We start from the raw sequence: 12,830 nt of genomic DNA on the forward strand, positions 1-12,830 counted from the left end.
TGCTTTCCGGCGACGAAAGTCGCCGGAAAGCCCCATTTTTTTGGCGTAACAAATCGTCGCTCGGGTTGAGCGATTTTTTTATGAGCGAAACAGGAAATCCGGCTGGTCGATGGGATTCAAGTCGTATTTGTTTATGCGACTTGGCAGATTTCCTTCAAGACAGGCGAGCATCCATCGATACGCTCGCCAATTGATACTGGTTGGAGGTTCTCATGTCATCCTTGCCGCAGCTCCCGTCTCTTGATGACCTGCTCGTTCCCATCGACGGTGGAGCGGGAGAGGATCTGGCGTTCTCGGCGTTGTTCGACCAGATCAAGGAAGCCCGCCGGGCCGATCCCGTGTATCTGACCCAGGGAGAGTGGGAGACCGAACTCAAGCAGGCCGATTGGGACACCGTGGTCGAGCTGGCCACCGAAGGCATACAGATCCGAAGCAAAGATTTGATGCTGGCGGGATGGCTCACCGAGGGCCTGACGCAGAAATATCATTTCCAGGGCCTGGCCTTCGGCTTGGAACTCACCGACTCGCTTCTGCAGCGCTATTGGGAGAACCTGTTTCCAGGTCTGGATGAAGGGCTGGAGGAGCGGGCAGCACGCTTGGGTTGGCAGGGAACGACACTCGCCGAAGTCATCGGTAATCTGCCGCTCGTCCAGGGCAGCGGCTATGGGCTGAACCGATACGACGAGTCGCGCCAAGTCGAGAATTTGGCGCGGCAGAACGCGAGCGCGGGGGCTGCAGCGCTGGAAGAAGGCAAGATCAATGCCGAGCTATTCCAGCGGTCAGTGACGCAGACCGAAACCGAGTTCCTGCTGTCGAGACGTGCGGAGGTGACCGCCAGTGTCGAAGCTTGTCGTCGGCTCCAGGCTTGCATGGATACGCATTTTGGCCACGAGGCGCCCAGCCTGCGCAAGCTGGACGAGAAACTACTGGCTGCGCAGCAACTGCTTGAGCGCGTGCTCAAGGAGCGAGGGATCGAGCAGGTGCCGCAGACACGCGAAGAACCGGGGCATGGCGAGCGCCTCGACGAAACGCATGCCGAGGAGGTGCTGCTGACTGCAGCGGTGCAGCAACGGCAGGGCAGCGGACTGCGCATGACCCCGCTCAGCAGGGAGGAGGCATTCACGATGCTGGCTAACGCGGCGGACTACTTCAAGCAGACCGAGCCTCAGAGCCCTGTTCCGTACTTGGTGGAGCGCGCCATTCGCTGGGGACGCATGCCGCTGGAAGAATGGCTGAAGGACGTGATCAAGGACAACGGCGTAATCGACAGTATCAAAAGCACGTTGGGTACCCAGTCCGGTTCGGATTGACGCGTTGCGCATACGCCTGGGAATGCTTGCTTTTGGGGCTTCCGCATACAGATTGGGGATGACGGTTCCCTCATCGCAGAGTATTCCGAAGGCCGTCCTCGGCCTCGATGGCCTGGGCACGCTGGATCAGGCGCTCGACGGTGGCCGATAAAGGAGATGGCGGCAGCGCCAGGTAGGTGGTTACCTGGTGGGGGCCGCATGCCAGCGGGCGCATCACAAGATTCAGATTGCGGGAACAGGAGATGCGTGACTTGGTGGCGAAACCGATACCATAGCCAGACGCTACCAGTACCGCCATCAACTCAAAGGAGCTCACCCGATCAACTACATTGAGCTTGCTGGCAGCCGATGACAGCAGGGATTCGATCTGCTGCCCCAAGGGGCTACAGTATCCTCTTTGCCACATGATCAGGGGGTACTGTACTGCTTCTCCAAGCGGAACCTCGGCAAAAGCCAATAGTGGCGAACGCGAAGGCAGAGCCAGTGCCAGTTCGTCTTGCCAGAGAGCGAATGTTTCTCTCGCAAGAGGCGTTTCATTCATCGACAAGAACAGTCCCAGGCAGTAGCGGCCATCCTTCAATCCTTGGTGCTGATCCTTCTCGGTAGTCTCTATCAGGCGTACAGGTGTCTCCGGCTCTTCCATGCGCTGCTTGGCGAGTAGTGTTGCCAGTGCAGGCGGCATGATGCCGGTGGAAACAGCAATCTGCAGTGGAGCAGTAGCATGGTCGAGAGACATGGTGATGTTCCGATGGCTGCATGCTGAGGATGAAATAATAGCAGGATGAGTTAAACTTACCGTGGTTTAAATTGACCCCGTCCTTGACGCTTCTGTAGATGCAGAAGCGTCCCATACGGTCAGGCCGACCTACAGGCACCACTACTTACGAACCCGAACCCGCCCAAGCGTTCGGGAATGCCGTGCGCGCATTCCGTGCCAAGAATTGTCTAGCGCAAGAGAACCTCGCCCACCTGGCCGGCGTTGACCGTTCCCATATAGGAAAAATCGAACGCGGCGAGCATATGCCGACACTGGCGATGATCTTGAGGCTCGCGTCGGCGCTGAACTGCGCGGCTTCCGAGCTTATCGCCGAGACAGAGCGTATCCTCAAGCGTGCTGGCAAGAGCTGCGGGGAAGACTGAACCGATGCGATGACGGCTGGCAAACCAAATTCAGGAATCACCCTCCTGCAACAGGATAGTGTTTTTCCAGTCGGTGAATCCAGTCTCCGCTGCTGCCGGGTTTCTTGATCAGACCAGCGACAAATAGGGATTGTTGGGCGGTAAATCGTCGAAAAGTGACTCGGGGGCGGTGAGCAGGTAGCCGTGCAGCCGCCGCGTCTTGCGCGGGCCGGTGACTTCGCACGTCCAGATGTTCAAGCCGCTGTCCTGCTTACGGTGTAGTTGCAGCTTCTCGAACCGCCGTTGCACCCACTGCCACTCCTGCAATTTTTCCTGCTTGGCCAGCACGGTGATCTGTGGATGCTCTTGTGCATAGCGCTGGAACACGCCGGGGCTGACCAGGTAGGCCGTATCGCCGACCGTATGCACCAGTGCTTTCGCGTCGTTGATGACGAGACGGCGGACAGCGATGCCCTCTTTCAGCCATGCAATGAAATGTTCGCCAGAGGGCTGTGCTGCCGTGGGTAGTGGGCTGGCAGGCGCCGGTCTTGATCCCATGTCGGAGGGCGAAGGCATGGGCGCCTGTGCGGCTTCTTCGGGCTGCGTTGCTGGCACGGGCTCCGCGTGCGGCGCCAGAGCTACGGCCTCCGGCGCCTCGATCATCGACATCAGTTCCTCCATCACATCCGGCACACCTGCCGGGGCCTGGACTGCGGGTATGCCCAGGGTCAGATCCGACAGCGGCGCAGTGGGGGGCACAGGGAACTCCCCAGGGCTCGTTGCTGGGTCAACTGCAGGTGAAGGCGCATTCGCTTCCTCGGTCGCAGGCGCCCCATCGACGATCACAGTGCCGGCGAAGGGAGCGGGCCGCTCGCCGGACTCCCAGATCAGCGCGGGCGACAGCTTGAGCAACGTGAAGCTGTGAGACCACTCGCCGCTGGTCACGGTGGCACGCCAGATGGCTTTGTCTTCTGGCGTTGGCTGCAACATCCCATGGTCTTGCAGCACATTGAACACCGCCGTATTGCTCGCAGGTATCCCCTCGATACCCTGGGCCAGCAGATGGGCGCGCAATTTGTCGGAAACCGTCTTGCTGACGAGCCATAGCGCGTCCTGGGTCAGCCAGCCATCCGAAGCCTGCACCTGATTGAGCTTCAGTTCTTCCCGCAATAGATAGCGCAGGCCTTCGAGCAGCTTGCGCTGCAGTGCATGCTTGGGCGCTGCCATAGCGCGCGCCGGGTCGCCGCCCAGTTCCTGGGCCACCGATGCGCGATCGGCCTGTACCACCAGTTCGCCCAGCACGCCGGCGTGCTCGTACTGGCCAGCCAGCACATAGAGCAGCGATCCCCACAGCGCGGGATAGGTACTGAGCCAGTCGAGAATGGGGCCGTCGAGAACCTGGTGATAGAGCAAGCCGGTGGCTGCGCCATGCAGTCGGTACTCGCGATCCTCTCGATAGCGGAAGCGATACGGCCGCTGCACGGGACCGTGCCAAGGGTGCCAGATCGTGCCGTCGTCATATTCCACGTACAGGTCGACGGCGAGTTTTCCGAGGTCATGGAGCAAGGCGGCGTAGGCCACGGCTGCGGTCCAGGCCTCGGACTGCGCGGCCTGATCTTCCGGCGTCGTGCCGGCGGGCAAAAGATAGGACTGGCGCAGCTTGAGCGCGTAGGCAACGATCTCCAGGCCGTGATCCAGCATGCCCCCGGCGTAAGCGTGGTGATGGCTCTCGGAAGCTGGGAACTGCTGGGCCAGGCTCGCGTAGCGTTCCAGTGGCGCAAGGTACAGCGACGCGAACTGTCGGCGGGAGAGCGACGTGCGCTGCCAGATGTGCTCAAGAAGCTTCCGCCGACGTGGTGTTGCCAACAGGGACGCGGCCGGCTCCGGCCGCGTCAGCCCTTTCGGTGATCTCTCGACAGAGGGGGCAGACGGCGCCGGCCGTTTTCGTTTGAACAGAGCGAGCATCGTGATGGCCTGAAGTACGAAGTAAGGTGGGCCTTTTCCTTTTCCAGATAGGGCCATTCCCCTTGGCCCCATTCCATTGACCCTTCCAACCCTTTACCCCTTGCTGAAACCCTTTGATATAGCGCTGTGCAATCGTGCCAGCCACTGTCAATACGGTACGGTCGGTGCCCCTTTGTTGAAGTGGCAGCATTGAACGACTTGAGACTCGGGCCGGGTGCATACAAGGGACAGCTATCTCTCGGGAATGCCACCGCTTTTAGGTTGCCAAGGCAAATAGCCGTGTGCAATCCTTGCCGAGCGCCGCATATCGGCGCCGGGTGTGAGAACTCGAATTTGATACCGAGCGGGTCGCGTTATGGCGATCCGTAGGGCAGGCGTTCGCGTCTGGCCGGTCTGGTATCAGCCGGTTTCTCACCCCTGCGGGTCGCCGCCATCGAGCCAGGCAGCGGTAAAGCTAAATGCGATCAGGGGTAAGAGCGACATGGATCGTTCGGAAAAATACGCCAATCCCAGCATATACGCCGAGACGGCATATCAACTCATTCTTTCCGGCGTGAAGCAGTTCCCGTCCGAGGGCGAACAGCGACTGCTGCTGGATTCCCTCTTATGGCAATGTGCCATTTTCTCCAGAATGGTCGGGGGCGATGAGGCGTTTCATGCGCTGCTGGATCGACTACGGGACTTCGACCTCGATACTGATGCCATGCAGCATGAGGTGGTCTCAAGCGGATTTCATTGACGCTCTCGGAGTTGGGCGGTCTCCTCGGACAACACTCTGAACAGGCCTCCTCAACGCTAGGGACTGTCTGCATGAATTCTGCCGAGAAATACTTGCGTTGAATGGCGGTGCGGCAGGTAGAACAATCACAGCAGATGAAGCAAAACGGCCTGATGCAGCGGTGAATACAGGCAGCATTCGTTGAACTACAAACGACTATTACTTCAGTGGGTATGGCAATCATGTTGGATCGAGGTAGGGCACCCTTGTCCTTGTTGTGTTTCGTCTTGCTTTGCCTGACTGGCGTGGCGGCATATGCGGCGCCGGGTGCCACCACCCCCAAGGAGGGGCCAATGAATCAAGAACCGCTGACACTCTGGCAAGCCATTGACCAACTGGGGCAGCAAATTCCCTTCACGCCGCAGAAGGTGGGGCAGGCGCTGGGTACCTCCCTACAGGTCGAGGAACAGACTGCGGCTCGGACACGTTGGGCCGGCGGCCCGGTGACCCTGCGCGGCCACATGCGTGTCGAACAGGTGGGTCTGACCTCCAGGCCCAGTGCCACTACCCAGTCCAAGACTGTGGTCGGTCTGTACTTGGGTGGAGCGTGCATCACACATGACCAGATCAAGGCCCAGTACGGCACGCTGCAACTGCGCTCGGGACCACGTGGCCGTTCGGCCAATGAATCGGCCGTATGGGAAAGCACGCAGCCTTGGGGGCAACTGAGTTTTTCCTTCCGCCAGGACAACCCCCATTGCCTGCACAGCGTCGGGATTACCTCTCTGGAGGGCAGAGTGCCCGCCAGCGCTTCATGACGCATGACCGTGACCTCTGACATGCCGATGCAGAGGTCTGGGCGGTTCTCCCAGTGCAGGCGGGGCAGTCAATCGACCGTCGCGCCGGACGCCTTGACGACCTCGCCCCACTTGAGCCGTTCTTCGTGCAGAACGTCCGCGAACGTCTCGACGCTGCCACCCAAGGACTCCGGAATGGCTCCCAGATCAAGGAGCGCCCGGCGCAGGCTGGCCTGCTGCAACGCGGCATTGAGTTCCTGGTTGAGCCTGGCGACCACTTCCTGCGGCGTACCAGTGGGGGCGACCACGCCGAAGATCACCGCCGCTTCGATGTCCGGGTAGCCGGCTTCGGCCATGGTTGGGACGTCGGGAAGTGCCGATGCACGTTCCGCGGTCGTGACGGCCAGCGCGCGAACCAGCCCGGACTGAATACTCGCGAGTGCTGCGGTGATCGAGGCGAAGAACAGATCCACGTGCCCGCCACTCAGATCCGACATGGCCGGAGCCGCGCCACGATAAGGAACGTGAAGCAAGTCCAGTCCGGAGGTTTTCTTCCACAACTCGCCCGCCAGATGCCCCAGGGTGCCGTTGCCCGACGATGCGAACGTCAGTGGCTTGCTCTTGGAAGCTTCCACCAGGTTGGCGACGCTTTGGTGTGCCCCCTTGCCGGAGGCCAGCAATACCAATGGCACCTTGGCGATCAGGGAAACCGGAATCAAATCCTTCTCGATGGCGAAAGGGATGTTCTTGTAGAGAAACTGATTGACCGTGAGGTTGCTGGATTCCCCCATGGCAATGGTGTATCCGTCCTTGGGTGCCTTCACCACACGGTCGAGCCCGATATTGCCTCCCGCTCCGGGGTTATTTTCGACTACCACTGTCCACCCGAGTGAAGTCGACAAGGCATTGCCTATCTGCCTGGTCACGACGTCGGTTCCACCGCCAGGCGGCGCAGGGACGACGAATCGAATCGGCTTGGTTGGATATTCGGTTTTTCCCTGTGCAAACCCCAAAAGGGGAAGAAGACCTGCACATCCCGCTAAACGCAGGATGGTTCGGCGATTGGCGCAGGGGATGGTCTGAATCGGTGCATTCATTACGGAACCTCATTAAAGGGGGGGTTAAAAGACGACTGAGGCAGCCAGGCGGTATGTTGATTTTTTATGAATCAGCAGAATATGAATATGCAAATTCGTTGGGCTGTTTATGCCTGCTTGTTATGTCGACTGCGGAGGGAGCAAAGGGATTGACGGGCGGTGCAGCCTCTTGCCGATCACGTGGCGATGCCAGCTATTGGGTTGCTGCAGTCACTGATATCTCGATGCGCAGTTGCGGCGAGGCCAACTGCGCCTGCACGGTGCAGCGTGCAGGCGCATGTCCTGCAGGTACCCAGCGCTCCCAGATCTGGTTCATGGCGCCGAAGTCGCTGATCTCGCGCAGGTAGATCGTTGCCGACAGAATGCCTTCCTTGCCGGTGCCCGCCTCGGCAAGGTAGGCATCGATCCGCCTCAGCACTTCCTGCGTCTGCTCCTCGATGGAGGATGCGGTGGTGCCGCTGGCGGTCTGGCCGCTCAGGAAGACCAAGCCGCTGGGATGGATCACGACTTTGCTGAGCCGGGTGTTGCTATGGAAGCGCTGGAGTGTGGTGGGCATGGCTGGTTGGTGGGTGAAGGTGTGTTGAGATCGAAACTGGCGATCAATGAGAGGGGCAATGGCTTGAGCGGCGCCCTGACCTGGTAGGCGCCGATCTGATCGATGCTCAGTCCTGCGCGCTGTGCCAGCAATTGCGAAACGGGTGTGCCGCAAACGCGGCCCTGGCATGGCCCCATGCCGCAGCGGCTGAAGAACTTGGTCTGGTTGGGGCCGGCGCCCAGGTCGGCCATTTCACGAATGGTTCCGGCGGTCACGCGTTCGCAGCGGCAGACGGTGGTGTCATCTGCGGGCTGCTCGATCCAGCCTGGCGGGCGGTACAGCGTGTCCAGAAAGGGGCGGATGGCCGTGTACGTCTTCAGCCGCGCGCGGTAGCGTTGCAGCCGTTCCTCTGGCGGCGGCACGCCCAGGGCGTGCGCCGCGCCAAGCGCGGCCAGCGCCCCGCGTGCGGCGGCAGCCTTGGCGCCGGCAATGCTGGCGCCATCGCCGGCGACGCTGACCCCGGGCCTGGAGGTTTGCCCGAGCGCATCGCAAACCACCTCCCAGGCCAGTTGATCGGTGTTCCAGCGGTGCGCCAGGCCTAGCAGGCGCGTGAGCTGGTGGTTGGGGACCACGCCGTGGTGCACCAGCAGCGTGTCGACTTCCATTTCCTTGCGGGCATCCTGGTGCTGGAACTGGATGCCGCGCAGCCGGTCGCTGCCAAGTGCGCGCAGATCGGCACTGCCCTTGAACCACGGCACGCGCCCTGCCCGTATGCCCAGCAGCATCGCCGCGCCCTTGCGCAGGTCACGGTGCGCGCGCAGCGCTGCAGGGAGTTTGCCGATGGCGCGGCGCACGTTGCGGGGCTCCCCGGTCTCGATCACGGCCGCCAGCGTTGCACCGGCCCGCAGGAGCTGCTGGGCTACCAGCAGCACGAGCGGCCCGCAGCCGGCGATGGCGATGCGCCCCGCCGGAATCACGGCATCGGCCTTGAGCGCGATCTGGGCGGCACCGGCGGTCATCACGCCCGGCAGCGTCCAGCCGGGAAACGGCGAGGCGCGCTCCATGGCGCCGGTGGCGATGATGAGGTGCCGCGCCCGAGCCTGCATGAAGACGCCGTCCGCCTGGAAAGAAACTTCCAACTGCGGCGAGACGTCGAACACGAAGGCGCCGAAGCAGGTGTCCGCTCCGCTGGCGTCCAGACGGGCCACCAGCTCACGCCCCTCGATGTAATCCTTGCCAAGCACACGCGCCGCCTGCGGACTGGCCTGCTGGACGCGTCGGTAGATCTGGCCACCGGCCTGCGGCTGTTCGTCGAGCAGCAGTACCTTCAGTCCCAGGTTCGCGCCTTCGGCTGCCGCCGCCATGCCGGCCGGCCCGGCGCCGATCACCACCAGGTCGTAGTCCATCATCCCTCCTTCACCGGCCGGGGGCCGTTGGGCAGGCGGACCTTCATGCCAGCCTGCACTCTGACCAGGCAGGACTGCACGTTGTCCACGCCGTCGACCTGCACCAGGCACTCAAAGCACACACCCATCAGGCAGTAAGGGGCACAAGGCTCGCCGCGATGGTTGCGGCGGGTGGCGTGGTAGCCCGCTTCGAGCAGCGCGATGGCGAGTGTCCTGCTTTGCGCGACTGCGACCGTGGTTCCGTCCACGTCCAGCTCCACCGTGGGGGTGGGCGCAAGCCCATCCAGTGGTTTAAACATCGAATCTCCTTGAACTGAACCCTGCGATGGCGTCGGGCTTGCTGCCGCCGGCAATCCAATCCGCCACCGGCCCGGCGTGCTGGGGTGCCAGGGTGATGCCGCTGTGGCAGGTCACCAGGAAGGCACCGGGATACCGCTCCGACTCGTCGTAGATCGGGAAGCCGTCGGGACTCATGACGCGCAGCGCGCCCCAACTGCGAACCGCGCGCACGTCGCGCAGGCACGGGAAGGTGAGCACCGCACGGCTGGCGATGCGTGCCAGCACCTCCCACGTCGTGCCGGTATCCAGGCCGACTTCTTCCTTGGAATCCCCGATCTGGACGGTTCCATCGGCGGTCTGGCGCACATGCAGCGTCGGGTGGTGCAGGAACGGTGCCGTGCGCTCGGTGATGAGCAACTGGCCGCGCAGCGGGCGCAGCGGGGCCTTGAGTCCGACTTCGGCGGCCAGCGCCACGCTGCCCAGCCCGGCTGCAAGCACCACCTTGCCGGCTTCGATGGGCTGGCCCGCGGTGCAGGCCAGAAAGCCTAGGCCGGGCCGGGGCGTCAGAGCGCGCACGGGCGTGCGGGGAAGCAGCACACCGCCTTGCGCGACAAAGGCCTTGAACAGCGCCCGCAGCAATCGCAGTGGACTGACGTGCCCATCGAGCGGACAGTAGGTTGAGCCGGCGATGCGGGGACTGACGTGCGGTAGGCGCGCCTGCGTCTCGGGCCCCGACAGCGCCTCGAAGCGGAACTTTGGTGCCATCTGGTGCTGCATGCCATGGAGCATCGCCACGCGCTGCTGGTACTCCTGCTCGTCGGTGCAGATCGTGAAACCGCCAGGCTGCGACAGCTCCACATCCACGCCGCTGCACTGTTGCAGCGCGTCGGCGAAGCCGGGCCACATCGCCGCCGCGTCGATGGACCAATGCGCATAGGGGGCGAACTTGGCGCCCTTGCCCTGAACCCAGGCCAGGCCGAAATTGCCGCAGGAGGCTCGCAAGGCGATATCGCCTTCGTCCGCCACGCACACCGTCAGACCTTGCTGGAGCAGGCCGCAGGCCACGCTCATGCCCACGACACCGGCGCCCACCACCAGCACGTCAAAAGGGCCACTCGCCGGCATGCGCGCGAGGCGGTGCGCGTTACCTGCCGGCAGCGTCGAGGGGTGTTGCCTGGCGGACATCACACCGTCCCGTGCAGCGCGAGCGCCTGCCTCAAGGGGGCCGTATCGCCTTGGGCGAACCGTTCCAGGCTGGCCAGCACGGTCTGCTGCTGCGAGCCCAGCGTATGGGCGCTCGCCTGCCGGAACTTGGCGACCAGATCTTCCCAGGACAGTGGCTGGATGGGATCGCCCCGTGGGTCCACTACCGGCGAGTCCAGACGCTGGCCGTCCTTGAGCACGACCGTCACCCGCGATGGCGAGCGAGCGGGAAACAGCGGCTCGATCTCGGGATCATGGTGGACCGTCACCCGCTGGGCCAGTTGCAGAAGTGATGGATCGCGCAGTTGCGATGGCTTCAAGGGCAGCAGCGCGCGCGCTCCGCCCAGCGCGGCGGCGGCCATGCAGAACGGCACGCTGTACTGCGCATCCACGAGGGAAACGGGTTCGGCCCGGTTGGCGAGGTTGAAGGTGGCCCGGTAAGTGTGAACATCCAGCGCCACGATGTCTGCGGCCTCGAATGGTTGCAACTGGCGCAGTGCGAGGAAGGCATCGAGCGCGCCGTGAATGTGGCGGCAGCAGCCGTACGGCTTGAAGTAGGTGCCTTCGATCAAGGGCGTGCCGCCCAGGCCGTCCAGGATGGCTTGCGCGTTGAACAATGCCGGGTCGTCAAAGATGTCGAGGGGGCCGGTCGCGCCGGCCCTGGCCATCTCCAGGGCAGCCAATCCTGCCAGGCAGCCGTAAGGAATGCCTTCCTTGACATCGGAGCCCGCAATGCCCGCCAGCGCAGGCAGCCCCGGCGCTGCCTGGGCGGCGATGGCCAGCGCATGGGCGATGTGTTCCGCGCTGTTGCCCTGCAGGCGGCCGATCGCCGCGATCACGCCGTATGGGGACCATGCGCCCGATGGGGCATACGACGGGCGCCCGATCGCCACGCGCAATGCCACCTCGTAGCCCGCCACGATTGCCGCGATGAGGGTATCGGCCTGGAGATCCGGCTCTGTTCCCAGCACCGCAAGCGCTGCGGGGATGACGGCGGCGCCGGGATGGCCACGTGCGCGCCGGTAGCCGTCGTCCAGGTCCAGCGCCGCCGTGGCTGCGCTGTTGGCGACCAGGGCGGCGCCCAGCGAACCATGGCTATCTGTGAACCAGATGGGAACTTGGCCTTGGCCGAGCAGGCGCACGGCGCCCTCCCGCGCAGCCCTCACGCCCGGCAGGTCCAGCGCGGCGCCGGCACTGGCCAGCGCGTCCAGCAGGCACTTGAGCGCCGTGTCGCGCGTTGTACTGGACAGGGGGATAGCCGAGGTGCCGACCGCGTAGCGCGCCAGCGTGTGCGAGGTGGAATCTGGCGCAGATGCCGAAGCAATGGTGCTGATTGATTTCGATGTATAACTAGGTGGCATTTATGCTCCTTCGGGGTATCCCCCTCAATTGCATCTGAAATGCTGGGGTTTATTGCAATCGTAAAGAGGTTCTCCTCACACGACTATTACCGTGTTGAGTCTTGTATATGCCTAAAGGTAATGGATGAAGAGCACCATCAACCTGCGACACATCGAAGCGTTCCGGGCGGTGATGCTGTCCGGCAGCGTCGTCGGGGCCGCTGAACTGCTCAGCGTGACCCAGCCCGGGGTCAGCCGGACCATTGGGCTGTTCGAGTTGCGCCTGGGCTATCCGCTGTTCCATCGCAAAGGCCGCCGTCTGGTGCCCACGGCCGAGGCCGAAGCGCTTTATCGTGAAGTCGAGCAGATCTATGGCGGTATCGAGCGCATTACCGAGGTCGCGCAGGATCTGCGCCACCACCGCGCGGGGGCGCTCAAGGTCGCCGTGCTGCCGGCATTGGCCCAATGGCTGGTGCCGGAAGTGATCGCGAAGTTCATGGCTGAGCGGCCGCAGGCCACGGTGTTCGTGCAGTCGCTGCCATCCCGGCAGATTGCCGAACTGGTTTCCACGCGGCAGTTCGAGGTCGGCGTGATCGAGTTGCCGCTTGCGCGCGCGGGTGTAAGTGTCACGCCGTTGCCCTCGGGCGATATGGTGGCGGTGCTGCCCGCTCGGCACCGTCTGGTGGACCAGTCCGAGATTGCCTTGGCCGAGTTGATATCCGAGCGCTTGATCCTGCCTTCGCAGCACAGCTACGTGCGATACCAGATCGACGACGCCTTCAACCAGCGGGGCCTGGCAGCGCAGGTCGTCGCCGAAACCCCGACGTCCTCCATTGCCTGCGCACTCGCCGCGGCAGGCGCGGGTATCGCGCTGGTGTCGCACTGGGTGCCGGCACCGATCAGCGACCCGCGCTGTGTGGTCAGGCCGCTGAAGGAGTGCATTCGGTCGCAGTATGGTGTCGTGACTCCGTCGAATCATCCGCCAATGGTGCTGGCAAACGAGTTCGCGGAGTTGCTGGCCCTGCGCATGGCGCAATGACGAGGCTAAGCTGGCCGTGGCG

Annotated in this window: 13 protein-coding genes; 5 read left to right on the forward strand and 8 right to left on the reverse strand. The window is 63.1% G+C overall.

Annotated features, from left to right (window positions below; translation table 11 throughout):
* Nucleotides 1-212: 212 nt before the first annotated feature.
* Nucleotides 213-1,310, forward strand: a complete 1,098-nt coding sequence (tssA, locus tag JG725_RS16940; RefSeq protein ID WP_199378952.1) for a type VI secretion system protein TssA — start codon at nt 213-215, stop codon at nt 1,308-1,310.
* Between the two features lie 70 nt (nt 1,311-1,380).
* Here the strand turns inward: tssA and JG725_RS16945 are convergent, their stop codons facing one another.
* A complete protein-coding gene (locus JG725_RS16945) occupies nt 1,381-2,046 on the reverse strand; it encodes a LysR substrate-binding domain-containing protein (protein ID WP_199378954.1) in 666 nt (221 codons plus the stop codon).
* A gap of 98 nt (nt 2,047-2,144) precedes the next feature.
* Here JG725_RS16945 and JG725_RS16950 point away from each other — a divergent pair, with 98 nt between their 5' ends.
* A complete protein-coding gene (locus tag JG725_RS16950; protein WP_199378956.1) occupies nt 2,145-2,450 on the forward strand; it encodes a helix-turn-helix domain-containing protein in 306 nt (101 codons plus the stop codon).
* A 108-nt stretch (nt 2,451-2,558) separates the two neighbouring features.
* Here the strand turns inward: JG725_RS16950 and mobH are convergent, their stop codons facing one another.
* Complete coding sequence (gene mobH, locus JG725_RS16955; RefSeq protein WP_199378958.1) at nt 2,559-4,394, reverse strand: MobH family relaxase; 1,836 nt, start codon at nt 4,392-4,394, stop codon at nt 2,559-2,561.
* 355 nt (nt 4,395-4,749) lie between these two features.
* Here mobH and JG725_RS16960 point away from each other — a divergent pair, with 355 nt between their 5' ends.
* A complete protein-coding gene (locus JG725_RS16960) occupies nt 4,750-5,133 on the forward strand; it encodes a hypothetical protein (protein WP_233356460.1) in 384 nt (127 codons plus the stop codon).
* A gap of 332 nt (nt 5,134-5,465) precedes the next feature.
* The gene (locus JG725_RS16965; RefSeq protein WP_199378960.1) at nt 5,466-5,930 is read left to right on the forward strand and encodes a hypothetical protein; all 465 of its coding nucleotides are present in this window, start codon (nt 5,466-5,468) and stop codon (nt 5,928-5,930) included.
* A 68-nt stretch (nt 5,931-5,998) separates the two neighbouring features.
* On the opposite strand, the gene JG725_RS16970 is transcribed toward JG725_RS16965, so the two are convergent.
* The 6 genes from JG725_RS16970 to JG725_RS16995 form a co-directional block, all read right to left on the reverse strand.
* Nucleotides 5,999-7,006, reverse strand: coding sequence for a tripartite tricarboxylate transporter substrate binding protein (locus JG725_RS16970; RefSeq protein ID WP_199378962.1), 1,008 nt, complete (start codon nt 7,004-7,006; stop codon nt 5,999-6,001).
* 193 nt (nt 7,007-7,199) lie between these two features.
* Nucleotides 7,200-7,562: a RidA family protein gene (locus tag JG725_RS16975; RefSeq protein ID WP_199378964.1), complete on the reverse strand. Its 363-nt coding sequence runs from the start codon at nt 7,560-7,562 to the stop codon at nt 7,200-7,202.
* Nucleotides 7,508-8,947, reverse strand: coding sequence for an FAD-dependent oxidoreductase (locus tag JG725_RS16980; RefSeq protein ID WP_199378966.1), 1,440 nt, complete (start codon nt 8,945-8,947; stop codon nt 7,508-7,510). Before JG725_RS16980 ends, JG725_RS16975 begins: the two co-directional genes overlap by 55 nt.
* Nucleotides 8,947-9,246 carry a (2Fe-2S)-binding protein gene (locus JG725_RS16985; protein WP_199378968.1) on the reverse strand — a complete coding sequence of 100 codons (300 nt, stop codon included), beginning with the start codon at nt 9,244-9,246 and terminating at the stop codon, nt 8,947-8,949. The genes JG725_RS16980 and JG725_RS16985 overlap by 1 nt, the downstream gene beginning before the upstream one ends.
* Nucleotides 9,239-10,411, reverse strand: a complete 1,173-nt coding sequence (locus tag JG725_RS16990) for an FAD-binding oxidoreductase (RefSeq protein ID WP_199378970.1) — start codon at nt 10,409-10,411, stop codon at nt 9,239-9,241. Before JG725_RS16990 ends, JG725_RS16985 begins: the two co-directional genes overlap by 8 nt.
* Nucleotides 10,411-11,790 (reverse strand): MmgE/PrpD family protein, encoded by a 1,380-nt coding sequence (locus tag JG725_RS16995; RefSeq protein WP_199378972.1) that lies wholly within the window; start codon nt 11,788-11,790, stop codon nt 10,411-10,413. Before JG725_RS16995 ends, JG725_RS16990 begins: the two co-directional genes overlap by 1 nt.
* Before the next feature lie 124 nt (nt 11,791-11,914).
* On the opposite strand from JG725_RS16995, the gene JG725_RS17000 reads away from it, so the two are divergent.
* A complete protein-coding gene (locus JG725_RS17000) occupies nt 11,915-12,808 on the forward strand; it encodes a LysR substrate-binding domain-containing protein (protein WP_199378974.1) in 894 nt (297 codons plus the stop codon).
* Nucleotides 12,809-12,830: the final 22 nt, after the last annotated feature.

Source organism: Brenneria sp. L3-3C-1, assembly GCF_016456245.1.
Classification (GTDB): Bacteria; Pseudomonadota; Gammaproteobacteria; order Enterobacterales; family Enterobacteriaceae; genus Brenneria.

Excerpts from the sequence above, each read along its gene's own strand:
- tssA (WP_199378952.1), top strand. The coding sequence starts at position 213 with ATGTCATCCTTGCCGCAGCTCCCGTCTCTTGATGACCTGCTCGTTCCC.
- JG725_RS16945 (WP_199378954.1), bottom strand. The coding sequence starts at position 2,046 with ATGTCTCTCGACCATGCTACTGCTCCACTGCAGATTGCTGTTTCCACC.
- JG725_RS16950 (WP_199378956.1), top strand. The coding sequence starts at position 2,145 with ATGCAGAAGCGTCCCATACGGTCAGGCCGACCTACAGGCACCACTACT.
- mobH (WP_199378958.1), bottom strand. The coding sequence starts at position 4,394 with ATGCTCGCTCTGTTCAAACGAAAACGGCCGGCGCCGTCTGCCCCCTCT.
- JG725_RS16960 (WP_233356460.1), top strand. The coding sequence starts at position 4,750 with ATGGCGATCCGTAGGGCAGGCGTTCGCGTCTGGCCGGTCTGGTATCAG.
- JG725_RS16965 (WP_199378960.1), top strand. The coding sequence starts at position 5,466 with ATGAATCAAGAACCGCTGACACTCTGGCAAGCCATTGACCAACTGGGG.
- JG725_RS16970 (WP_199378962.1), bottom strand. The coding sequence starts at position 7,006 with ATGAATGCACCGATTCAGACCATCCCCTGCGCCAATCGCCGAACCATC.
- JG725_RS16975 (WP_199378964.1), bottom strand. The coding sequence starts at position 7,562 with ATGCCCACCACACTCCAGCGCTTCCATAGCAACACCCGGCTCAGCAAA.
- JG725_RS16980 (WP_199378966.1), bottom strand. The coding sequence starts at position 8,947 with ATGGACTACGACCTGGTGGTGATCGGCGCCGGGCCGGCCGGCATGGCG.
- JG725_RS16985 (WP_199378968.1), bottom strand. The coding sequence starts at position 9,246 with ATGTTTAAACCACTGGATGGGCTTGCGCCCACCCCCACGGTGGAGCTG.
- JG725_RS16990 (WP_199378970.1), bottom strand. The coding sequence starts at position 10,411 with ATGTCCGCCAGGCAACACCCCTCGACGCTGCCGGCAGGTAACGCGCAC.
- JG725_RS16995 (WP_199378972.1), bottom strand. The coding sequence starts at position 11,790 with ATGCCACCTAGTTATACATCGAAATCAATCAGCACCATTGCTTCGGCA.
- JG725_RS17000 (WP_199378974.1), top strand. The coding sequence starts at position 11,915 with ATGAAGAGCACCATCAACCTGCGACACATCGAAGCGTTCCGGGCGGTG.